The sequence below is a fragment of the Paenibacillus oralis genome (assembly GCF_003863965.1).
GTDB lineage: Bacteria > Bacillota > Bacilli > Paenibacillales > Paenibacillaceae > Fontibacillus > Fontibacillus oralis.
The window spans coordinates 1,062,542-1,081,599 of sequence record NZ_RRCN01000001.1 but is presented as its reverse complement, the minus strand read 5'-3'; the positions used below and the strand labels follow the sequence as shown (position 1 = coordinate 1,081,599).

Genomic DNA, 19,058 nt, shown 5'->3' with positions numbered 1-19,058 from the left:
ATGTTACAGGTTATACACGATAACAAACAAGGCGTAGTACACGATCTTGCCGAACTCGTCACGGAAGTAACCTGGAAAACCTCTAGGATAGGCAAGCCGGGGAGTTTGGATTTTACAATGATCCAAGACCCAAACCTTACAATTAGCAACGGGGACATCATTGGAGTTAAATGGAATGATGTCCCTCTTTTTTATGGCTACGTCTTTACTTTAGGACGTAGTCAAGAAGAAAAATTAAGTGTTAAATGTTACGATCAAATCCGTTACCTTGCAGCTACAGACACATACGTTTTCAAAAACAAAACCGCTGCGGCAATTGTGAAGCAAATAGCAGATGACTTTGGCCTTAAGTGGGGGCATATCGTTGATACGAAATACGCGATCCCGACAATGTCAGAGGACGGCAGCAAGCTGCTAGATATCATCGACAAAGCGTTGACTCTTACAACGATTAATACCGGTAGCATTTATGTGTTTTATGATGATTATGGTCAACTGGCCTTACAAAATGTTAAAGACCGCGTGCTTAAACTGACGATCGGCGACGAAAGTCTCATGACGGATTTTTCATATGATCAATCGATTGATAGTGACACATACAACCGAATCAAGTTAGTACGGAACAATGAGAAAACAGGAAAACGTGACATTTATATTGCTCAGGATAGCGCAAATGTCGCCAAGTGGGGACGACTGCAATATTACGAAAAAGTAGACGAAAACAAGAACGAGGCTCAAATCAACGCTCTACTCGATCAACTGTCAAGGCTCAAAAACCGGGAAACGAAAAGCCTTAAAATCGATGCACTTGGCGATACATCTGTTCGGGCTGGATGTTATGTGCGTTGTGAAATTGCCGAGTTGGCAATAGGCGATCTTTTTTTGATCGAAGAATGTACGCATAAATTTTCGGGCGAGGACTATACAATATCAATTGAATTGAAGGTGTTTTAATGTCCTTGAGTGATCTGATAAAACAAATGAGCGTGGGTGCCAATGATGCAAGCAAGCCGGTAAACGTGCTGTATGGAACAGTAACAAAAATAAATCCTCTTGAGGTAAACGTGGATCAACGTTTTACACTCGACGAGGATTTTTTAGTTGTCACAGAACGCCTAAGCCGATATGAAGTTGATCTAAAGCACAATCACACATACATCAATGATGGATCGCAAAGCAATACGGGAGATGCCTTACCAGATAAAATTGTGATCCGCGAAGGGTTGAAAGTCGGCGACAAGGTTCTTTTGCTCCGGGTGCAAGGCGGTCAACAATATGTTGTATGGGATAAGGTGATCACATGATACCAATTGGCGGCGCTATATTAGACGCAGAAGAGACGCAAGAGACGAGCCGGACGTATGGAGTAGACTTCGCAAACAAACGTACTACGGGCTATGTAGACGGCTTAGGAGCGGTTAAACAGGCGGTTTACAAGATACTCCAAACAGATCGATTCATGCACCTAATCTATGATGCGAATTATGGCAGCGAATTAAACGGACTACAAGGACGTAGCGAGGGGTATGTACGGTCAGAAATCGCACGGCGGATTACGGAAGCGCTATTGCAAGACGACCGTATATCGGCAGTTGAGAACATGCAAATCACCACGAGTGGAGATCAGGCATTATGCACCTTTACAGTGGTATCTACCTATGGGGATTTTAAAAGCGAGGTGACAGCGAGTGTATGAAGGTCAGACCTATGAAGTGATTTTACAAAGAATGCTTGATCGGGTAAGTAACGACGTTGATAAGCGTCCTGGCTCTGTAATTTGGGACGCCCTGGCCCCCGCAGCGGCGGAGTTGGCGCAAATGTATATTGAATTGGACGTCAACTATAACCTCTCATATGCAGACACAGCGACAGGGGACGACTTGACACGCAAAACTTCCGAGTTTGGGGTTAACCGGGAACCGGCAACCAAAGCACGCCGCAAAGGGCTATTTTATGCGTCTGGTGATGTGTTAATGGATATCCCGGCAGGCAGTAGGTTTTCGATTAACGATGTCAACTATACGGCGGTTAGCAAGATCACGACCGGTCAATGGACGCTGGAATGTGAAACAGCCGGAACGATCGGAAATCAGGAATTCGGGGCGTTGCTTCCAATCGACTATATCAACGGTTTGGCCCGAGCAGAAATAACGGATTTGCTTGTCCCTGGCGAGAATGAAGAAACTGACGATGCACTTAGGGCGCGTTATTACGAAGCAGTAAACGAACCGGCATTTGGTGGTAATGTTTCCGACTATGAACAGTTTATAAATGCAATCGACGGTGTTGGAGCGACGAAAGTTTTTCCTGTATGGAACGGCGGCGGAACAGTTAAATGTACAATCATCGGCGCAGACTGGAATCCTCCATCAACGGCTTTGATTAATGACGTACAAACAAAGGTTGATCCGGTTGTAAATAGCGGAAAAGGATATGGAACCGCACCTATCGGGCATCGAGTGACCATTACAGGTGTTACGGATCAACCTATCAATGTATCAACTACCGTGGCGCTTGAAGCAGGCACGACAGTAGGACAGGTACAAGGGCCAATCGAGGATGCCATAAGCGCCTATTTGCTTGGCTTGCGTCAATCCTGGGCGACACAAGAACAAATCATTGTGCGTGTTGCATTAATTGAGGCCGCGATACTTAACGTGTCTGGTGTGATCGACATAACCAATACGATGCTAAACGGATCGTCTGCAAATATTACGCTTGGAGCTGAGGAAATCCCGAGCCTGGGGACGGTGGCTATTAATGGCTGATCGCATTATGCCTTATTGGCCGGAATACTACGATGATATCCCGGATTTTATCCAAATGGCAGAATCCGAGGACGCGGAACTTGATCGGATGGACAGCGCCATACAACAACTGTTTAATGATCAATTTGTATTGACGTCCAGCGTCCACGCGATCAAGCGCCGGGAGCAAATGTTGGGGATACAGGCTGATCCAACAACAGAATCCCTTGAGTTTCGCAAACAACGCATTTTGAATAGGTATCAAACAAAGCCGCCCTTTACAATTCGATGGCTGCAAGAGCAATTGGATAGGCTTGTTGGGCCGGGGATGACGATTGTAAGCGTGGACGTTCAGGATTTCATCCTGTATGTAACTGCTAATATCGAAAACGCCAACGTTTTTAAAGAGGTTCAACACACAGTCCAAACGGTTAAACCGGCCAACCTAATCTATCAGCAGAACACATCTCTTGACGCTGATATCGGTCTACAAGAACACGTTTTTAAGCAAGATATCACATGGAATTACGAGTTAGATGGGGTTTGGAAACTCGACGAGAAACCGTTTTGGAGCTTAGGCGAGGAGGTGCAAGTTAAATGATAGCAACAGAGTTTTTACATGATGTCGCGGAATACGTAGATACAAGAGTGGCTAAAGTTGTTTTAAACAACACTTATGAAATCACTAATTTTGACCAAAAAGCCGTGACGGATTCAACGTTGGCAATCAATTACGTTGTACCAGCAGTAGACATTTCGCTGATCACGCAAATTGAGCTTAGAGATGCATCCAACAAAGTGATAACATCAAACGCCGTGAACGTCCCGGTCCCGTCAGATACTCTTATGTTGCAAACGATTGAAGTCAAGGAGGTTAACGACTAATGGCAAAAACAAATTGGCAGCCAAGCGATACTGTCAAAGCGGTAGACATGAACCAAATCGGCCAAGAAATCAATCAACTCAGAACGGATATAGACAATATCGATGTGCCTCCAGCGTCACTTACAAAGCCCGGTATTGTGCAACTATCCAGCGCCACGGACAGTGACAGCGAAACAATGGCGGCAACACCAAAAGCTGTTAAAGCGGCTTTTCAGTATGGAATTGAGCGAAAAGCGGAAGTGGTAGCCGCGCTTAATTCCATTGGTGTACCGGCTACCGTGGATGAATCTTGGGATTCGTTGATTAGTAAAATGGCGGCAGTCATCAGGGCCACAGGCAATGCCGTGCCTGCTGATTTATTGAGCGGAAGAACCGCCTCGAACATTAACGGTCCCTTTACTGGCACAATGCCAAACCGTGGAGCGGGCGGTACGGTCACACCTGGAACGAATAATCAAACCAAGTCCGCAGGTTACTACGGCAGCGACATTACAATACTTGGAGACTCTGGCCTTGTGTCTGGAAACATAAAAAGTGGGAGTAGCATTTTTGGGGTACCGGGAAATTTTACGTCAGATGCCACGGCCCAAGCTGGTCATATCCTGTCAGGGTACAGCGCTTATGTAAATGGGGCTAAAGTTAATGGTGCTATGCCCAAACAGCCCTCTGGTGCGCGGCCTGCATCCCCAGACGCTGGGTACGCCGATGGTGTGGGGAATTTATTTTCGAAAGTTCCGCCTGGGTATTATTACGAGGACAACGTATATATCTCTTCATACGACCCCGACTTTATTGCGAATAATTTTCCTAAGGATGTTAATATATTCGGCCTGGTCGGGGCTTTGGAGCGCATGACTACGGCGGAAAAGCAAGCAATCGCGACCGCAATCTCAAATAAAGGGGTAGCTGCAAACGTAAATGATTCGAATACGGTACTGGCTCAGAAGATCGGGCAGATTGTGACGGGGAAGAGGTTTGCCTCGGGGACTGCGATAAGTGGCTCTACTAATCAACCATTCTATGTTTCGGGTGGAGGTGGAGTTAGGATGTATCCCATGTCAGTAGATTATAATTTTGGGTTTGTTCCTTCTTTTGTGATCGTCACTCTAAGCAACAGTAACGAACCAGTGGCTTTTTATTATAGTGGGATACTGGTACCTGGAACTGCCTATAGCGCGTTCAACGCTTACGACCCGAACAACGGGTATAGGAGAAATTTTTATACGCGGTCTGAACCCAACGGCACGGATTTTATTATTTACACGGTTGTTAATAGAACTCAACTATATTTACCAATGGAGCGGTCTTCATACACCTATCAATGGTACGCGTTTGAGTAATGGTTATAAATCGACTTTATGGAAAGGTGGTACAAATGATCAGGATGTTTGTTTATTTCAGTAATTAGAAATAAAAAAATCCCTGTGTAGTGGTAACGGGAGGGACGCCTTGGACGGCAAACCCTCCCGACTTTCTGCACAGGGACAGAAAGTAATTTTATATTAACACAGGGGTGGGTTTATGGAAAATGAAATCGTAAAATATTTTATTACACAGGGGCCATTCGGAGCGTTGTTTGTATGGCTTCTTATTTATGTTATGCGTACCAACAAGGAGCGTGAGAAAGATTTAAACGGCATAATTCAGCAGCAAAATAACGTCCTCTCTAAATTCTCGGAAAAGTATGATCTAATCATCTCGGAATTGCGCGAGCTTAAGGAGAGGCTAAAATGAAGCAGAAAATCATCAGTGCATCATACATCGTTGTGGCAATCTGTTTCGCGCTCATTGTTGCTGCTATGACTTTAGACTGGATCACAAAGTACACTATCTATCTCCAACAACGTGATGAACTACATAGATTAATCAACGCCAGGATGGATATAGAAGCTGTCAAATCCACCGTTTCGTATTTGCAAGGCGCTGCTACAAGGCAGTTAAACAAACTCAAAGACGTGAGCATAGTCTTCGGACTAGCGTTTGCGTCTTTTTCATTATATATAAAACTCATTAAGAGAGGTTGATGGAAATGGAATGGAACGCAGTACTTGAGTTTATTAACCCGGAATTGCTTATTGTCGTCGCAGCTTGCTGGATCATCGGATTTACCCTTAAGCAAACTCCGAAGGTGCCAGATTGGACAATCATCTACATTGTTACAGGCGTAGCTATTGTATTTGCTTGCTTGCTGCTAGGGTTTACAGTGCAGGCCGTTATTCAAGGCATCCTGTGCGGCGCTGTAGCGGTCTACAGCAATCAATTCATTAAGCAGTACGGGAAGCGGGGCGAAAACCAATGAGCCGTAAAATATCGCAAGCGGGAATCAGGCTCATCCAAAACTTTGAAGGTTGCCGCTTAACAGCCTACAAGCCTGTCCCCACGGAAACATATTGGACTATCGGATGGGGGCATTACGGGCCGGACGTCAAACAGGGCATGACCATCACGCAGGCACAGGCGGACGCCATGCTTGTCAACGATTTGGCCAAGTATGAGGCGTATGTCAATAATCCGGCGTACGTGCCTGTTACAGCGCAGTTAAATCAAAACCAATTCGACGCGCTCACAAGTTTTTGTTACAACTGCGGAGCTGGTAATCTCCGCAGTCTATGTAAAGGCCGTACAATCGCGCAAATCGCCGGGAATTTGCCGAAGTACAACAAAGCTGGCGGTAAAGTTTTAAAGGGGCTTGTACGCCGCAGGGAAGCAGAGTTGAAACTTTTTAACGCAAAATGTGAGGGGGATGACGAGGATATGGCAATGGACAAGGCAAAAGTAATCGCCAATGGCAAAAAGATTGACGATGGATATATCATTGATGGACACGTATATGTCCCACTTCGTGCAGCAGGCGAAGCGTTCGGGGCAAAGTTCGATTGGGATAATAAAACTAAAACAGCAACAATCACCGCTAAGTAAATAAAAACCCTCACTGGCTTTTGTGGCTGGTGAGGGTTTCTCTTTTTAGTCTTCTTTTATCTTGTTTCGAGCATCCCGATAATCAATAATTTGCTTCTCGTACCAAATAGGCCCGCTAGCGAGAACCTGTAACGGCTTTGGAAACATCCCCTTAGGCCATCCTTTTTCTTCTGCTCTCTTTAGGTATGTGTTTAGCATGGTGCGATTTTTTTCATAGTCCCAACCAAGGATTACATAGGCTTCCTTATATCCTACTATTTTCAAGGCGTGTTTTTGCTTGTAGTAATGTATCAGGTAATCCTGATCCAATGGTTGGTTATCGAAGGTTTCAAGGTCCAATTGGTCTATCAACTCTCCGAACATGTCCAACAGTTGCATTTCCTCCGGGCCAAACTTATGAGCGTGTTGCATGAGACGCTCGTGAATGATCGCTATAGTTTTAGCTGGTTCCCTTCCAATGCGAGTTAAAAACTGACTCGCAATAGTTGGGGTGCCTTTGTCAAAAACTAATTCTCCAAGAACGGTTGCGATTGCGATCAGACGGGCGAATATAACTTCTCTACTCACGAATCACACCGCCAGTTCAGCATGATGCGCTCCATATTGTCCTCCGCTTCTATCCTGGTCATAAATTCGCCTTTTTCTTGCACTCCATCACTGATCGTGAAGTAATAATCGCCATTCTCGTTAGGCCATTCAGATTTTATGATTTCAAAATGAGTCACTTGGAACATATTTCATCACTCCTGTTTGCTTTGTTGAACAAAGTATAACAGATAGTTGAATAAAGGTCAACATATATTATGAATAATTTTCCTCATTTTGTGCTTGCTGATCGTATATACGCAGCATTTGACACGCCCTGTCAACGTCTAGTTGGTGGGGCTCTTTTTGTTGGACCGCAATTTGTCCTCTGATAGTCCCTTGGGGTTTCGGAATATTAAGTAAGATGGATATAGTAACATGAATGGCGAACAAAGGAAGGAGTGGTACATAACTAAGAAATACTGGAAAATAATGCTTTCCTTTTTAGTGCTTAAGTTGTAATATCAAATTAGAACAGATAGCAAGGAGGTGTCTTTTGTGCCGCGCGACATATTAGAAATTGCCGCAGCAGTAAAGGGTCTGTACCTATCAATCTTTAAAATGACAGAAATAGAAAACGACCTTACCGAAATGAAACTGCATAAATTACTTTATTTTTGCCAAAAGAGACATTATGAAAATTTCGGGGAATGGCTTTTTGCGGACGATTTTGAAGGATGGGTACACGGACCAGTAAATAAAAAAGTACGCAACAATTTTTATTTACTCGACGAGCAAGTTACTCTTACCGATGAAGAAGAATACACAATTAGAGAAGTTTTGCATGAATATGGCCCCCTTTCAGCGTGGACATTAAGGGAAATGTCCCATGCAGATGAATGTTACAAAATATCTCGAGCAGGATTGAGCGCACACGACCAAGGGAACACGATCATATTGAAAGAAAACATGATCTTGGATATGAGAAAGAACGATGAAGATAGCGTCTTGCAGTGAGGTGTAATAATTTTGTCTGATCCCAAAGAGAATGTTGGAAAAATCTTTAAATCGCTCGAAAAGTATTTCGATCCCGGGGCAGGAAGGATTAAGGTAAAAAGCCGTCCTGTCCTGGTTATCGGTTATGAGAGGAATGCTACATCTTATTTCAATATTGATTATGAAACCCTTCCAATATCTAGTCTGGGTAATTTTGAACCGGACCCGGATTTCGACATCTTGATTACACAACAAACTCAAACTAAGCTCGGATTAAATAAAACAAGTTATATAAGAACGCATAAAACCGCGTGGAATCATTGCAAAAACATGGCAATTGACGCTGAAATAGGAGATTTGAAAAGTGAATTTCCAGCGTTGTTTGAAAAAATATTGAAGTTAAATGAAAAATGGGTTTCTGATAGAAATACCGCCAATCTAACAGAGGAACAAGAGAGTGTCTCTTAAAAAACTAATATACATAATAAAAAGAGCAAAGCCCACTAACCTATATGTTCGGTGGGCTTTTTAGTGTTATGAGATTACTCTATATCTTCTCCTTCTCTGACATCACGCTGTGCCTGCAAAATGGCATTAAGTGACCATTCTTGACCATCATTAAACCCATCTTCATACATATACTCCATAAGCCTAACCATATCAACCTTAAATTCTTCTGGAAAACCAGCGCCCAAATATTTCAGATTTTTTTCAACAGTTGACCGTTTTTTTGATACTCTTTCTTCATAACTGCTCATTCTGGAATCCTCCAATCGATTTGGATCAGGCGGGTTATTTGCGTTTGATTGTCCGAACCAGCGCCACAACCGACAGCACAAGTGCTGCGAAACTGATTATCAGCGTTACTGTTTCCATGCGTTATTCCTCCTATTGTGCATTAATCTTCAATTGGTTGACAGGTATACTCAACAGATATCATAACAAACATTCGTTTACTGCATTTCGGACAAGTCACTGTTTGGCGATCCATATCCGCATTACATGCATCTCGCCCATTGAAGACGTGTCCACAATACACACACTGGCAATTATCAATCATCGTTGTTTCCTCGCTAAAAAGCTTTTTCTTTGACATGTTTGACCATCCTTTCTATATCGTTCTTTGTGTCAATTAGTCAGCGATTAGCCAGTCGTACCCTATCTTCCTGCACTAGCATAGCGTCCAGTTTTATCCGCAGTTCTCGTTCTGCTGTGAGGTATTGTTCGTCTGAAATGTCATCCGGTAGAGACTCAAACTCCCTAAATAGAGCTTCCCGCTCTGACGAGATTTGCGCTAACATCTGCTTGGTCTTGGGGTTCAATCTGTAGTCACCACGCCAATGCTGCGGGGTTTTATCGCGGCGCGTGAAGCCGATATTCCCGTATATTCCCATCGTTTATCCTCCTTAGAGGGGCCGAAGTCCCTTATTTATAATCCGCTGCCGTTAGTTCTCTATTGCTCGCGTCCTCAATGATGTCAAAGGAAACAACCCGGTCTTTGTCTCTCCAACCTTTAAGTTTGTCGAAAGCCTTTCCTAACGCGAATACCTTGTTTTTTGCTCGCACACTGACCGAAGATTGTATACCGCCACCTTCGTACTTGAAGATGATCGTGTACAAGTTATCCAACGGGCGGACCTCGGTGCGGTCCTTCAAGATGTACTCAAAGTTTTCTCCGTCGTCCAAGATATAGTGAAGTTCGCTTTCGTCGTACCATTTGGCTACGATCCAGGAGTTCTTGTTAGGGTCCTCCACATCCGCTGAGTTACTAAAATTGGTGTACCGATACTGTATAAGTTGGCCCGCTACAAAGTTCATGATAACTACCTCCCGCGTAAGGCCGCCGCCAGATTTATTTATTGATCCGTTTATGTTAAGATTGGGAGGAGGGGCGGTAACCCCTCCGAGGAACCTATTTACGTTTGCCCGGTCGGCTGCGTTTGGTTCCTTTTTTCTTTTCCTTGAGCATCATCGCCGCTGTTATGAGTTGGATGATTGCTGTCAGGAGTGTTACCCAATCTTTCATGTGCTCTTGTTCACCTCCTTTCTAATACCTATTTTACAGCATTTAAAATGCTTTGTAAATACTTATTTCGAGTGTTGCAAAATGTTTTTAAATGCTTTAAAATGCGTTATAAGGGAGTTGATTATATGCCAAGACCGCCGAAGCCTAAAGAGGAAAAGAAGATAAGAGAGGCCATCTATTTTGAACCGCCGCTCTTGGAGTGGCTACAGGAACAAGCCGAACAACAAAAATGCACGGTTAGCGTGATTGTGAATAAAATTGTCGAAGAAAAAATGACCGCCGAGGCATGACGCCAAAGTGGTCATTTTTGCGTATTGCACGCCTCGTATTCCTCGCGTATAATACAAACAAATGTTCGTGCTCATGCGAGGTGATATTTATGAATGGCAAGATCACAACCGAAGAACTTACAATGATCCGAGACTACGTTTTGCTTCCACACATGGAACAAATGGTGGAAAGGAGCCTCACTGATGTGGAACACTCGACTAACATTCTTAAAAGCCTGTATACGATGGCCGGGCGCTATGTCCTGAACTCGATAACGAGCGATATGCGCAAACTGCGGGCCGAACTCAGACAGCGCAACATCAAAATATCGAACGAAGAGCATTCGGATTTTATCGTGTACTACCGTTATTATTGTCGCGGCTATCAGGATCGATTCGGAATGACACGTGACGTGATGCGGTCGGAAATAAGCACCCGACTTGGCGCGTACGTTGCGGCGGTTGGTGGGGCAATCAAAAAACCTTAAGGCATGAGGAAGAAAGGACTATCGAGGCTTAGGCCGAAGTGGTCTTTTTTTATCATGTAACATTAAACTTGATTACGCCGTCTATTAGATACAAATGTATCCATTGACTATTTGACAACTTTGTTACCAAATCGGTAATTTTTATATTGAACAAGAACAAACGTTCGTGTATAATTGGGTCAAACGATTTAATTTCATCAGCCGAAGAAACGTTTCCAGGAAATCGCAGTATTACAATTAAGGAAACGCTTACGGACAGTTCTTTATTAAAAATTTTTAATGTTAGTATTCGACACGTTTCGCAGGAAATATGTGTCGAATAAATAGTACAATGTTACCAATTCACTAAAACTATAGGAGGGGGTTAAATGAAAAAGGAGAGGGGATGATTGCTTTCGGGTAGTATGTGGTTTGTAAGGTGTCACCTTACAAATATCCGGGGGAGAAGCTTACTCTTTATTATGCCGCTCCCATTGATAAAGGTCCTCCATGTGACATCCTAGTACATATGAGATCGTCTTCATAACTTCAACGGACATAGAGGACTTATTATTGGCGTATTGGGATATCATCTGCCGGGATATGCCTGTTCTTCGGGCTAATTCAGCTTGCTTAATACCCCGTTCTTTTAAGCGGACTTTGAGTAAACTTCTCCCACGGGAGAAGTACAAGTATATGCTCCTTTCAGTCGGACAAGTTGTATCGTCGCAATTTTATCATTTAGTCTGTCGTCAGTCCATAATTTGTTAACTTCTTAGGAAATAGGAGATGATCTCTTATGTTGATTAAATGGTTGGAACCGGTAATTGAAGCAAGCTGCGACGAAATCAATAACGATCTCTTAAACAATGAGGATAAGGAAATGTACGAAAATGTAATGAGGATCGTCAAAGAAAATAAGCATCTAAGCCAAGACGACGTTTTTGAAATAGAAAATTACTTCTTGTTGGCAATAAGAAATGCTGTGGTTGTCTCATATACCTCTGGCTTGCGTGATGGGATAAATATATATAGGAAATAAGAAAGGCAGATCAACCGATCCGCCTATGCTTGTTGGTTTAAGTTGTTATGATATATAATATCATGAGATTAGCGCACAAATAGTAAGGAGTTGTTATATAAAATGCTCTCTTGTGGGATTGTAGGCCTTCCGAACGTCGGGAAATCCACATTGTTTAACGCGATTACCCAAGCGGGAGCGGAATCCGCAAACTACCCATTTTGCACCATCGATCCGAACGTCGGCGTGGTGGAGGTGCCGGACGAGCGGCTCGACAAACTGACGGAGATGGTAACCCCGAACCGCACGGTGCCGACGGCGTTTGAATTTGTCGACATCGCCGGGCTGGTGCGCGGTGCAAGCAAAGGCGAGGGGCTTGGCAACAAGTTTTTGGCCCACATCCGCGAGGTCGATGCGATCGTGCACGTCGTCCGCTGCTTTGAGGATGAGAATATTACCCACGTGGAAGGCAAAGTCAACCCGATCAATGACATCCAGACGATCAACCTGGAGCTGATTTTGGCCGATGTGGAAAGCGTGGAAAAAAGAATTGAACGCGCCCGTAAAAATATGAAAGGCGGCAATAAGCAATACGCCCAGGAAGTCGAGGTACTGGAACGGATCAAGGAGGCGCTCTACAACGATCAGCCGGCGCGCAGCGTGGAGCTGACGGATGAAGAGAAGGTGCTCGTGCGCGATCTGCATCTGCTCACGGTCAAGCCGGTGCTGTATGCGGCGAACGTCAGCGAGGACGGCGTGGCCGACGCGGACAACAACCCGTATGTGCAGCAGGTCAAAGAATTCGCCGCGGCGGAAGGCGCCGAAGTCGTGCCGATCAGCGCCAAGGTGGAAGCCGAAATCGCCGAGCTCGATGGCGAGGATAAAGCGATGTTCCTGGAAGAGCTCGGACTTCAGTCCTCCGGGTTGGACCGCTTGATCCAGGCCGCTTACCGGCTGCTGGGCTTGTATACGTACTTCACCGCCGGCGTGCAGGAGGTCCGGGCTTGGACGATCCGCAAAGGCACAAAAGCGCCGGGGGCGGCGGGCGTCATCCACTCCGATTTCGAGCGCGGCTTCATCCGGGCGGAGGTCGTATCTTATGAGGATCTGGTCGCCGCCGGTTCGATGAGCGCCGCCCGCGAACGCGGCCAACTGCGTCTGGAAGGCAAAGAATACGTCGTTCAAGACGGAGACATCATGCATTTCCGTTTTAACGTATAATGTAAATTCTGGCTGATGGAAGCCTTCAAGTCCCTTGTTCAAGCGGATTTGAAGGCTTCTTGAATTTCCGCTGAAAGGAAACTGAGAGTTTGTCTTTAAGGATGATTTACCCAGGTCCTTCGACTTAAGCGCGGAAATGGGAAAAATTTGTATTGTTTTGCTCAAAAGCTATGAGTATACTGGAGTCAGCTTTTGCTTTATTTATCGATTAGGAGGAGTTTTTTGTGAGTATGGATTACTTGATGTCCAGAAAAAGCCAGTTGGACACCCGGGAGCTGCTGCTTCTTGAGTCGGAAGTGAAAGCCCAGGGGAAAAACATGGTTGTGGCCTATGTTCTGTGGTATTTCCTGGGAATGTTCGGAGGTCATCGTTTCTATATGGGACGGACCGGTTCGGCGGTAGCCCAGTTGATTTTATCGCTTACCGTTATCGGAATGGTCGTCACGTCCATCTGGTGGATCGTTGACGCGTTCCTTGTGCACACTTGGGTGAAACAGCACAATGCGGGAGTGGAAAACCGTTTGATCGACAGAATTTTTTATGACCGCGGCAGATCTCCGGAGTACCCTATCTAATGGCGCTGACGAAAAACGATCTGTCCACGAATGAGCTGCTTGTGCTGAACTCGGAAATGAACAAGCGGGAAAAGTCGCTGGTGCTTTCTTATCTGATGCTGCTGGTAGGCCATCTGGGCGTGCACCGTTTTTATCTGAAAAAAATCGCCACAGGAATTATCCAGCTCTGCTTGTCTGTTTTTGCGTTTGTGTTTTACTTTGTGTTTGCGATCGCGGCGGGCATCGAAAGCGTGGAATCGCCCGACACCATGGTATCGGCGCTGTTCCTGATTCCCGTTGTTCTTTTTGGCCTGGCCCTCACCGTATGGGTTGTCGTAGACGCTTGTCTGCTTCCGGGAATGGTCCGGGAGTGGAATGCGCGGCTTGAGAACCAGCTGATCGCCCAAATCGCCGGGGCCCGGTCCGCTGGCCGGTCCGCCAGTTCGGAACAGCCGCAGCCGAACGGAATTAACTTGACAAAGTGATGGCGGGAAGTAGCTTGAAGAAGGCCGTGAATTCAACCGTTACGTTGAAATTCGCGGCCTTTTTCCATCGTCCTGGCCCGGGAAAGAGGTTCTTTTTCCGAGGAAAGGTAAAGCCGAACGGTAAATGCGCAGCAAACGAGCAGAAGGACGCCTACCAGCAGAAATGACGTCCGCAGGCTGGTAAAGGCGGTGAAAAAGCCGAACAACAGCGGGTCCATCAATTGGGCGGCGCGGTTGGACATCAGGCGGAGGCCGATCCCCAGCCCCCGTTCCTCCTGCGTCGTGGCCCCCGCGATCATGGACAGCGTCATCGGCTGGTTGATGCCCAGCGCAAGACCGGTCACGAACACTAAAGCCGCTATGGCGTAAAAGTTGCTCAGCAGAGGAACGGCAAAAAGCAGCATCAGCGAGACTCCGTAGGTCAGGATCAGCATCCAGCGGAAGCTCAGTTTTGCCATTAGCCGCGGATAAATCGGCCGGACAAACAAGGCGGACAATGCGCCGACGGCGACGAGCAGTCCGACGCGGGTGTTGGAAATCCCCAGCGACTCCAGATGGATGGGCAGGTACGCCGTGCGCACGTCAACGATAAACAAGGAGATGAAGGTGGTCAGCAAAATGACGGCGAACCTGCGGTTGCGGACCATCGTCAGACACTGCCGAAACAGCCCGCGCACTTTAAACGAAACCGGCTCCTCTGCCTGGAGAAACCGAGCTGACGCGCCGATTGAGGGAGAAGGCGCCGTTGCAGCCGGATCGGGAGTACGGCTCTCCTCCCGGCAGCGCCAGGAGGTCAGCATAAGCAGCAAGCTGCTTAGCGTATAACCGGCAAACACGGTTCGATACCCGAACTGGTCCGACAAAAAGCCGGAGACAATCGGAGCAACCATTTGGCCGATAGCCATATACAAAGAAAAAGTCGCGAACCTGCTTTCGCTTCCTTCCGCGGGTCCTTCCGTAATCAGTACCTGGACGGCCAGCCATACGGCCATTTGGCCGAGGCCGGCTATTAGTTGGGCCAGCGCCAGAATCCAAGGGCCGGCGGAAAGCCCGTAAAGCAGACCGCTGACTATCATCAGCAGGGCTCCGGCGCGCAATACTACGGTTCTGCCCAACCGGTCGGCGATGAACCCGCCGGGTATGGCCGCCAGCAGCGGGAGCAGAGCGTAAACCGCCAGCACGAGGCCGGCGGCAATGCCTTGGATGCCAAGGGAGGCCGCGTACAAAGAGATGATGGGCCGGGTTAACGAAAAGGCAAACCAGTATAATCCGCAGGATAAGGAAACCCAGACAAAATTACGGTGCTGCATGGGAGCTTGCGGCGGAAAAATCAATTTTTCCGTCAAACAAGCCTTTTTCCGTTTGATAGATATAATTGATGGTCTCCTCCGTACTGACCACGTCGGCGTATTTGGCGTTCATATCGAACAGATTGATGGCATGGCACGCTTCGCCCCGGTCAAACGTGCATTCCTCCACGACGCCAACGAAGTAGTTGTAAGAGAAAGCGTCGATGACCCCGGCCCGCACGCATCCGCCGGTGGTCGTGCCGCAAATCAGCAGCGTGTCGACGCCGAGATCGTTCAGAAAGCCGAGCAGCGGTGTGCCGTGAAACGGCGAGGGTTTTAGTTTCTCGATGACGATCTCGTAGGGCTCGGGGGCGATTTCCCGGACGATCTCGTTGCCGCCGTAGCCCGGGACTCCTTCCTGTTCCTCTGAACGGGTATTTTTGCGTCTCCAGCCGCCGGCGTCGAAACCGTCGGGACGACGGTCGACTCCGGTCGAGTAGAAGACCGGTATACGCTGCTCACGGGCGGCCTGCAGCAGCTTCTGAATATGCGGGATCGCCTCCCAGGCGGATTCGCCGCAGCTGTTGCGCCAGCGTTTGACGGAATCGAGGATCGGTTCTTGTTGATGACCGCAAAACCCGTAGCTGACATCGATGACCAGCACGGCCGGCCGTTTCCCGAAACCGGCTTTGGCGTCATAACCGGCGCTGCCGAAAACCTGTTTGTCGCGTTCCGTCAAAAACTTGTCCCAAACTCTCATGATATTCCCTCCCGATTTTTTTTGCTTATTTAACAAATTGCATGTCCACGATATCCGTATAACCAATTGCTTCGTCTTTCAGCAGCCCGGCCGCGCGAACGACAGATAAGCCTGTGTTTACGGCATCTTCGATGATCTGGCCCGTGTATTCCCACATTTCGTCCTCATAAGACCGGTCGATCGTCGCCGCAAGCAGTTCATCGGCCATCGACGGGAATTCCAGCTTGGCGATCTCCATACTTTCCGCTTTGTTGTCGCGGATAAATTCAAGTCCTTTCAGAATGCCGTCGACAAATTTCCGCGCGGTTTCCGGATCATTTTCGATGTTGTCCTGCTTGATGTTGATCGTCGAATAGGCATACGGACCAAGCTCCTGTGGCACATTGTAGAACGGTTCGCCCCAGATGCCCTCCTTGATGCCCTGCGTCAGCATCGGTTCGGTTACGACGGCCACGTCGCCTTGATTTTGCTGCAGCACCGCGGGGATCGCTCCGGTATCGACCTCCTTCAACGTCAAATCCTTGTCAAGCTCAAGTCCCCATTCTCCCGCCAGGTAACGAATGATTGAATTGGGGGTCCCGCCGTATTGGGACACGGCCACAGTTTTGCCTTTCATGAAGGCGGCGATGTCGTCGCCGGGGTCAAGGCCGGACCGGGCCACCAAATAAACATTGCCCCGGTTGACGATGTTTACGATGGCCCTAAGCTCAGCGCCCTTGGCTTTGGCGAAGGCGTTATGCTCGGGGCCGCCGATAAAGCCGAAAGCCTGATCGGTCAGTACCGCGTTGGTGTGGGCGCTGCCGCCGGACAGCGTAATCGCTTTGACGTTCAGGCCGTCGAAAAATCCTTTGCGGATGGCGATATAAAGCGGCAAATACCCGGTGCTGTGAACCGGCTCGGCGATGACGATCTCCTTGGTGCCGCCCTTGTTCTCGCTGTTCGAGCCATCGGCGACGCCGGCCGCGGGTGCCGTTCCGGCTGCCGTCCCCGGCGGAGCTTGACCTCCTCCGCAACCGGCGATCAGCGCCGTGATGAGCAGTGCGGCAAGCATCCATGCTTTACGAGATAAAAGTTTGACATTTGTCATGATGGCAACCAACCCCCTATTTGCTCCTTGGCATATATAGCCCTCTTTTTATTTTTGATGGGTAAATCCTTTCAGCAAGAAGACTTCCAGCCTGCCGACCAGGATGTACAGCAGCATGGACAGGATGGACAGATTAAAAATGTTGGCCCAGATCAGGCTGATTTCGTACGTTTGCCCGGCGTAAAAGATCATGCGTCCAAGCCCTTGCTCGGAGCCGATGTATTCGCCGACGATCGCTCCCGTGAGCGCCAGCCCGATATTGATGCGCAGCGCGGATATCATCGCCGGAATCGCCGTGGGCACGATCACTTTGCTGAACACCTGCAGCTGGGAGGCGCCAAGCGAATAAACCATCCGCACGAGATCCTTGTCGACGCTGCGTACGCCGTTGTAGGTGGTGAGCGTGGTGATCACGACGGTAATCGCAAAGCCCATGGCGATCTTGGACCCGATGCCGATGCCGAATACGAGCACGATAATCGGGGCAAGCGCCAGCTTGGGCATGGCCTCGAACATAATAATAAAAGGCTCGAAAATCCGGGCATAATATTTGGACCACCAAAAGGATAGACCGATCAGCGTTCCGCCCGCCGTTCCCAGCAGAAAGCCGTAAATGGTGGAACGAAAGGTATAAAACGTATCTTGCCAAACGGAGCCGGACTGTACGCCGGTCCACCAAGTGCGGGCGATCTCCGCCGGCTGGCTCCAGAAAAAGGCGTTGATGAGACCGGTGCGGGCGCCGCTTTCCCAAAGCAGCAAGATGACCAGAAATAAGGCGATGCGGCCTGCGTTAACCAGCCATGGCTTCGGCTGGCTCATTTCGTACTTTAAAGCGTTGGATTTGCGGCGCTGACGGGCCGCACGGCCCGCGCTTCCCAATTTGCCGCCGTTCTCCATGACATCCGCTTCGCTTTGCATCGTTGTTCGCTCCTTTCCAACGGTTATTTAGCGTTATACGGCCGCTTCCTGCCGGTAAGCCTTCAGCGTTTCTTCCGAAAGAATCCGCAGCGCTTCCTCCTTCAGGGCGATGAACTGGGGGGAAGTGACGATCTGCGGCTTGCGCGGGCGCGGCAAATCGATCGTAAGATGGCGCTTGATCGTCCCCGGTCTTGAGGTCATGATGTACACTTCGTCGGACAAGTAAATCGCCTCTTCCATGTCATGGGTAACAAACAGGATCGTTTTCTGAAAATCATCCCAAAGATCAAGCAGCCACTCCTGCATCATCGCCCGGGTCTGGGCATCCAGCGCGCCGAACGGCTCGTCCAAAAGGATGATGTCGCGATCGTACAAAATCGTCCGCAGCAGCGCCGCCCGCTGCCTCATGCCGCCGGAAAGCTGGGCCGGATAATGATGCTCGAATCCCTTCAACCCGTATTTGTGCAGGAGTGGGAGCGCTTTGGCCTTCGCTTCTTTTTTCGCCACGCCTTGAATTTCCAGTCCCAAAATGACGTTGTCCAAAATGTTCCGCCAGGGAAGCAACAGATCTTTTTGCAGCATATAACCCGTAATTCCGGTCAAGCCGTCGACGCGGTTGCCGCCTACATAGATCGCTCCTTCCGTGTTGTCCACCAGGCCCGAAATGATATTGAACAGGGTGGATTTGCCGCAACCGCTCGGACCGACGATGCTGATAAAGCGGTGATTGGGAATGCGCATTGCGATCGGGCCAAGCGCTTTGACGGCTGTTCCGTCCGCAGCCAGATAGGTTTTGCTTACGTTTTCCAGCTCCATTTTGTAGGGATTCATCATTGCCACCTCCTTTGTGTTAAGTAAATAGTAATATAGGTGACGTATGTGAGGTCAT

General features: G+C 48.0%; 30 protein-coding genes. 19 read left to right on the top strand and 11 right to left on the bottom strand.

What is annotated here, in order from left to right:
- From EHV15_RS05095 to EHV15_RS05045, 11 genes are all read left to right on the top strand, one after another.
- Complete coding sequence (locus EHV15_RS05095; protein ID WP_128630284.1) at nt 1-954, top strand: XkdQ/YqbQ family protein; 954 nt, start codon at nt 1-3, stop codon at nt 952-954.
- Nucleotides 954-1,304, top strand: coding sequence for a DUF2577 domain-containing protein (locus EHV15_RS05090; RefSeq protein WP_128630283.1), 351 nt, complete (start codon nt 954-956; stop codon nt 1,302-1,304). Before EHV15_RS05095 ends, EHV15_RS05090 begins: the two co-directional genes overlap by 1 nt.
- Entirely contained in the window at nt 1,301-1,696 is a 396-nt protein-coding gene (locus tag EHV15_RS05085; protein WP_128630282.1) for a DUF2634 domain-containing protein, read from the top strand. Before EHV15_RS05090 ends, EHV15_RS05085 begins: the two co-directional genes overlap by 4 nt.
- Nucleotides 1,689-2,768 carry a baseplate J/gp47 family protein gene (locus tag EHV15_RS05080; protein WP_128630281.1) on the top strand — a complete coding sequence of 360 codons (1,080 nt, stop codon included), beginning with the start codon at nt 1,689-1,691 and terminating at the stop codon, nt 2,766-2,768. Before EHV15_RS05085 ends, EHV15_RS05080 begins: the two co-directional genes overlap by 8 nt.
- Entirely contained in the window at nt 2,761-3,348 is a 588-nt protein-coding gene (locus EHV15_RS05075; RefSeq protein WP_128630280.1) for a putative phage tail protein, read from the top strand. Before EHV15_RS05080 ends, EHV15_RS05075 begins: the two co-directional genes overlap by 8 nt.
- Nucleotides 3,345-3,632, top strand: a complete 288-nt coding sequence (locus tag EHV15_RS05070) for a ketopantoate hydroxymethyltransferase (protein WP_128630279.1) — start codon at nt 3,345-3,347, stop codon at nt 3,630-3,632. The genes EHV15_RS05075 and EHV15_RS05070 overlap by 4 nt, the downstream gene beginning before the upstream one ends.
- Complete coding sequence (locus tag EHV15_RS36970) at nt 3,632-4,972, top strand: phage tail protein (protein ID WP_218571211.1); 1,341 nt, start codon at nt 3,632-3,634, stop codon at nt 4,970-4,972. Before EHV15_RS05070 ends, EHV15_RS36970 begins: the two co-directional genes overlap by 1 nt.
- Nucleotides 4,973-5,153: 181 nt before the next feature.
- Entirely contained in the window at nt 5,154-5,366 is a 213-nt protein-coding gene (locus EHV15_RS05060) for a BhlA/UviB family holin-like peptide (RefSeq protein ID WP_128630278.1), read from the top strand.
- Nucleotides 5,363-5,656 (top strand): hypothetical protein, encoded by a 294-nt coding sequence (locus tag EHV15_RS05055; RefSeq protein WP_128630277.1) that lies wholly within the window; start codon nt 5,363-5,365, stop codon nt 5,654-5,656. The genes EHV15_RS05060 and EHV15_RS05055 overlap by 4 nt, the downstream gene beginning before the upstream one ends.
- A 5-nt stretch (nt 5,657-5,661) precedes the next feature.
- Nucleotides 5,662-5,931 carry a phage holin family protein gene (locus tag EHV15_RS05050; protein WP_128630276.1) on the top strand — a complete coding sequence of 90 codons (270 nt, stop codon included), beginning with the start codon at nt 5,662-5,664 and terminating at the stop codon, nt 5,929-5,931.
- The gene (locus EHV15_RS05045) at nt 5,928-6,551 is read left to right on the top strand and encodes a glycoside hydrolase family protein (protein ID WP_128630275.1); all 624 of its coding nucleotides are present in this window, start codon (nt 5,928-5,930) and stop codon (nt 6,549-6,551) included. The genes EHV15_RS05050 and EHV15_RS05045 overlap by 4 nt, the downstream gene beginning before the upstream one ends.
- Nucleotides 6,552-6,596: 45 nt before the next feature.
- On the opposite strand, the gene EHV15_RS05040 is transcribed toward EHV15_RS05045, so the two are convergent.
- Both EHV15_RS05040 and EHV15_RS36310 read right to left on the bottom strand, forming a co-directional pair.
- Nucleotides 6,597-7,118, bottom strand: a complete 522-nt coding sequence (locus EHV15_RS05040; RefSeq protein ID WP_128630274.1) for a type I-C CRISPR-associated protein Cas8c/Csd1 — start codon at nt 7,116-7,118, stop codon at nt 6,597-6,599.
- On the bottom strand, nt 7,115-7,285 hold the full coding sequence (locus tag EHV15_RS36310) for a hypothetical protein (protein WP_178075762.1): 171 nt from the start codon (nt 7,283-7,285) through the stop codon (nt 7,115-7,117). The genes EHV15_RS05040 and EHV15_RS36310 overlap by 4 nt, the downstream gene beginning before the upstream one ends.
- 349 nt (nt 7,286-7,634) lie before the next feature.
- On the opposite strand from EHV15_RS36310, the gene EHV15_RS05035 reads away from it, so the two are divergent.
- The gene (locus tag EHV15_RS05035) at nt 7,635-8,093 is read left to right on the top strand and encodes a Panacea domain-containing protein (protein WP_128630273.1); all 459 of its coding nucleotides are present in this window, start codon (nt 7,635-7,637) and stop codon (nt 8,091-8,093) included.
- Nucleotides 8,094-8,105: 12 nt separating this feature from the next.
- On the top strand, nt 8,106-8,540 hold the full coding sequence (locus tag EHV15_RS05030) for a hypothetical protein (protein ID WP_128630272.1): 435 nt from the start codon (nt 8,106-8,108) through the stop codon (nt 8,538-8,540).
- A 74-nt stretch (nt 8,541-8,614) separates the two neighbouring features.
- Here EHV15_RS05030 and EHV15_RS05025 read toward each other — a convergent pair whose 3' ends face one another.
- The 3 genes from EHV15_RS05025 to EHV15_RS05010 all read right to left on the bottom strand — a co-directional run bounded on the left by EHV15_RS05025 (nt 8,615) and on the right by EHV15_RS05010 (nt 9,890).
- Nucleotides 8,615-8,830 carry a hypothetical protein gene (locus EHV15_RS05025; protein WP_128630271.1) on the bottom strand — a complete coding sequence of 72 codons (216 nt, stop codon included), beginning with the start codon at nt 8,828-8,830 and terminating at the stop codon, nt 8,615-8,617.
- Nucleotides 8,831-9,208: 378 nt separating this feature from the next.
- A complete protein-coding gene (locus tag EHV15_RS05015; RefSeq protein WP_128630269.1) occupies nt 9,209-9,466 on the bottom strand; it encodes a hypothetical protein in 258 nt (85 codons plus the stop codon).
- Between the two features lie 31 nt (nt 9,467-9,497).
- Entirely contained in the window at nt 9,498-9,890 is a 393-nt protein-coding gene (locus EHV15_RS05010) for a hypothetical protein (RefSeq protein WP_128630268.1), read from the bottom strand.
- A 333-nt stretch (nt 9,891-10,223) separates the two neighbouring features.
- Between EHV15_RS05010 and EHV15_RS36305 the strand changes: the two genes are divergently transcribed.
- Entirely contained in the window at nt 10,224-10,388 is a 165-nt protein-coding gene (locus tag EHV15_RS36305; protein WP_178075761.1) for a hypothetical protein, read from the top strand.
- An 89-nt stretch (nt 10,389-10,477) separates the two neighbouring features.
- A complete protein-coding gene (locus tag EHV15_RS05005) occupies nt 10,478-10,855 on the top strand; it encodes a YhjD family protein (protein WP_128630267.1) in 378 nt (125 codons plus the stop codon).
- Between the two features lie 449 nt (nt 10,856-11,304).
- On the opposite strand, the gene EHV15_RS05000 is transcribed toward EHV15_RS05005, so the two are convergent.
- Nucleotides 11,305-11,526 (bottom strand): helix-turn-helix transcriptional regulator, encoded by a 222-nt coding sequence (locus EHV15_RS05000; RefSeq protein ID WP_128630266.1) that lies wholly within the window; start codon nt 11,524-11,526, stop codon nt 11,305-11,307.
- A 107-nt stretch (nt 11,527-11,633) separates the two neighbouring features.
- On the opposite strand from EHV15_RS05000, the gene EHV15_RS04995 reads away from it, so the two are divergent.
- From EHV15_RS04995 to EHV15_RS04980, 4 genes are all read left to right on the top strand, one after another.
- Nucleotides 11,634-11,876: a hypothetical protein gene (locus EHV15_RS04995; protein ID WP_128630265.1), complete on the top strand. Its 243-nt coding sequence runs from the start codon at nt 11,634-11,636 to the stop codon at nt 11,874-11,876.
- A gap of 102 nt (nt 11,877-11,978) precedes the next feature.
- Nucleotides 11,979-13,076: a redox-regulated ATPase YchF gene (ychF, locus tag EHV15_RS04990; RefSeq protein ID WP_128630264.1), complete on the top strand. Its 1,098-nt coding sequence runs from the start codon at nt 11,979-11,981 to the stop codon at nt 13,074-13,076.
- A gap of 230 nt (nt 13,077-13,306) precedes the next feature.
- Nucleotides 13,307-13,651, top strand: a complete 345-nt coding sequence (locus EHV15_RS04985; protein WP_128635186.1) for a TM2 domain-containing protein — start codon at nt 13,307-13,309, stop codon at nt 13,649-13,651.
- Nucleotides 13,651-14,115, top strand: coding sequence for a TM2 domain-containing protein (locus EHV15_RS04980; protein ID WP_128630263.1), 465 nt, complete (start codon nt 13,651-13,653; stop codon nt 14,113-14,115). The genes EHV15_RS04985 and EHV15_RS04980 overlap by 1 nt, the downstream gene beginning before the upstream one ends.
- A 32-nt stretch (nt 14,116-14,147) precedes the next feature.
- On the opposite strand, the gene EHV15_RS04975 is transcribed toward EHV15_RS04980, so the two are convergent.
- From EHV15_RS04975 to EHV15_RS04955, 5 genes are read right to left on the bottom strand one after another with little or no spacing between them, the layout of a single operon-like run.
- On the bottom strand, nt 14,148-15,461 hold the full coding sequence (locus tag EHV15_RS04975; RefSeq protein WP_128630262.1) for an MFS transporter: 1,314 nt from the start codon (nt 15,459-15,461) through the stop codon (nt 14,148-14,150).
- On the bottom strand, nt 15,412-16,164 hold the full coding sequence (locus EHV15_RS04970; protein ID WP_128630261.1) for an isochorismatase family protein: 753 nt from the start codon (nt 16,162-16,164) through the stop codon (nt 15,412-15,414). The genes EHV15_RS04975 and EHV15_RS04970 overlap by 50 nt, the downstream gene beginning before the upstream one ends.
- 25 nt (nt 16,165-16,189) lie before the next feature.
- The gene (locus tag EHV15_RS04965) at nt 16,190-17,251 is read right to left on the bottom strand and encodes an ABC transporter substrate-binding protein (RefSeq protein WP_128630260.1); all 1,062 of its coding nucleotides are present in this window, start codon (nt 17,249-17,251) and stop codon (nt 16,190-16,192) included.
- A gap of 48 nt (nt 17,252-17,299) precedes the next feature.
- Nucleotides 17,300-18,169 (bottom strand): ABC transporter permease, encoded by an 870-nt coding sequence (locus EHV15_RS04960; protein ID WP_128630259.1) that lies wholly within the window; start codon nt 18,167-18,169, stop codon nt 17,300-17,302.
- Nucleotides 18,170-18,202: 33 nt separating this feature from the next.
- Nucleotides 18,203-19,000 carry an ABC transporter ATP-binding protein gene (locus tag EHV15_RS04955; RefSeq protein ID WP_128635185.1) on the bottom strand — a complete coding sequence of 266 codons (798 nt, stop codon included), beginning with the start codon at nt 18,998-19,000 and terminating at the stop codon, nt 18,203-18,205.
- Between the last annotated feature and the right edge of the window lie 58 nt (nt 19,001-19,058).

Bases quoted from the DNA above. Each gene is read 5' to 3' on its own strand.
- EHV15_RS36970 (WP_218571211.1), top strand. From the start codon at position 3,632: ATGGCAAAAACAAATTGGCAGCCAAGCGATACTGTCAAAGCGGTAGAC.
- EHV15_RS05075 (WP_128630280.1), top strand. From the start codon at position 2,761: ATGGCTGATCGCATTATGCCTTATTGGCCGGAATACTACGATGATATC.
- EHV15_RS05070 (WP_128630279.1), top strand. From the start codon at position 3,345: ATGATAGCAACAGAGTTTTTACATGATGTCGCGGAATACGTAGATACA.
- EHV15_RS04980 (WP_128630263.1), top strand. From the start codon at position 13,651: ATGGCGCTGACGAAAAACGATCTGTCCACGAATGAGCTGCTTGTGCTG.
- EHV15_RS05055 (WP_128630277.1), top strand. From the start codon at position 5,363: ATGAAGCAGAAAATCATCAGTGCATCATACATCGTTGTGGCAATCTGT.
- EHV15_RS04995 (WP_128630265.1), top strand. From the start codon at position 11,634: ATGTTGATTAAATGGTTGGAACCGGTAATTGAAGCAAGCTGCGACGAA.
- EHV15_RS05095 (WP_128630284.1), top strand. From the start codon at position 1: ATGTTACAGGTTATACACGATAACAAACAAGGCGTAGTACACGATCTT.
- EHV15_RS05060 (WP_128630278.1), top strand. From the start codon at position 5,154: ATGGAAAATGAAATCGTAAAATATTTTATTACACAGGGGCCATTCGGA.
- EHV15_RS05050 (WP_128630276.1), top strand. From the start codon at position 5,662: ATGGAATGGAACGCAGTACTTGAGTTTATTAACCCGGAATTGCTTATT.
- EHV15_RS05085 (WP_128630282.1), top strand. From the start codon at position 1,301: ATGATACCAATTGGCGGCGCTATATTAGACGCAGAAGAGACGCAAGAG.
- EHV15_RS05090 (WP_128630283.1), top strand. From the start codon at position 954: ATGTCCTTGAGTGATCTGATAAAACAAATGAGCGTGGGTGCCAATGAT.
- EHV15_RS05005 (WP_128630267.1), top strand. From the start codon at position 10,478: ATGAATGGCAAGATCACAACCGAAGAACTTACAATGATCCGAGACTAC.
- EHV15_RS36310 (WP_178075762.1), bottom strand. From the start codon at position 7,285: ATGTTCCAAGTGACTCATTTTGAAATCATAAAATCTGAATGGCCTAAC.
- EHV15_RS04960 (WP_128630259.1), bottom strand. From the start codon at position 18,169: ATGCAAAGCGAAGCGGATGTCATGGAGAACGGCGGCAAATTGGGAAGC.
- EHV15_RS04955 (WP_128635185.1), bottom strand. From the start codon at position 19,000: ATGAATCCCTACAAAATGGAGCTGGAAAACGTAAGCAAAACCTATCTG.
- EHV15_RS05025 (WP_128630271.1), bottom strand. From the start codon at position 8,830: ATGAGCAGTTATGAAGAAAGAGTATCAAAAAAACGGTCAACTGTTGAA.
- EHV15_RS05015 (WP_128630269.1), bottom strand. From the start codon at position 9,466: ATGGGAATATACGGGAATATCGGCTTCACGCGCCGCGATAAAACCCCG.
- EHV15_RS04965 (WP_128630260.1), bottom strand. From the start codon at position 17,251: ATGACAAATGTCAAACTTTTATCTCGTAAAGCATGGATGCTTGCCGCA.
- EHV15_RS05010 (WP_128630268.1), bottom strand. From the start codon at position 9,890: ATGAACTTTGTAGCGGGCCAACTTATACAGTATCGGTACACCAATTTT.
- EHV15_RS04985 (WP_128635186.1), top strand. From the start codon at position 13,307: ATGGATTACTTGATGTCCAGAAAAAGCCAGTTGGACACCCGGGAGCTG.
- EHV15_RS36305 (WP_178075761.1), top strand. From the start codon at position 10,224: ATGCCAAGACCGCCGAAGCCTAAAGAGGAAAAGAAGATAAGAGAGGCC.
- EHV15_RS05045 (WP_128630275.1), top strand. From the start codon at position 5,928: ATGAGCCGTAAAATATCGCAAGCGGGAATCAGGCTCATCCAAAACTTT.
- ychF (WP_128630264.1), top strand. From the start codon at position 11,979: ATGCTCTCTTGTGGGATTGTAGGCCTTCCGAACGTCGGGAAATCCACA.
- EHV15_RS04970 (WP_128630261.1), bottom strand. From the start codon at position 16,164: ATGAGAGTTTGGGACAAGTTTTTGACGGAACGCGACAAACAGGTTTTC.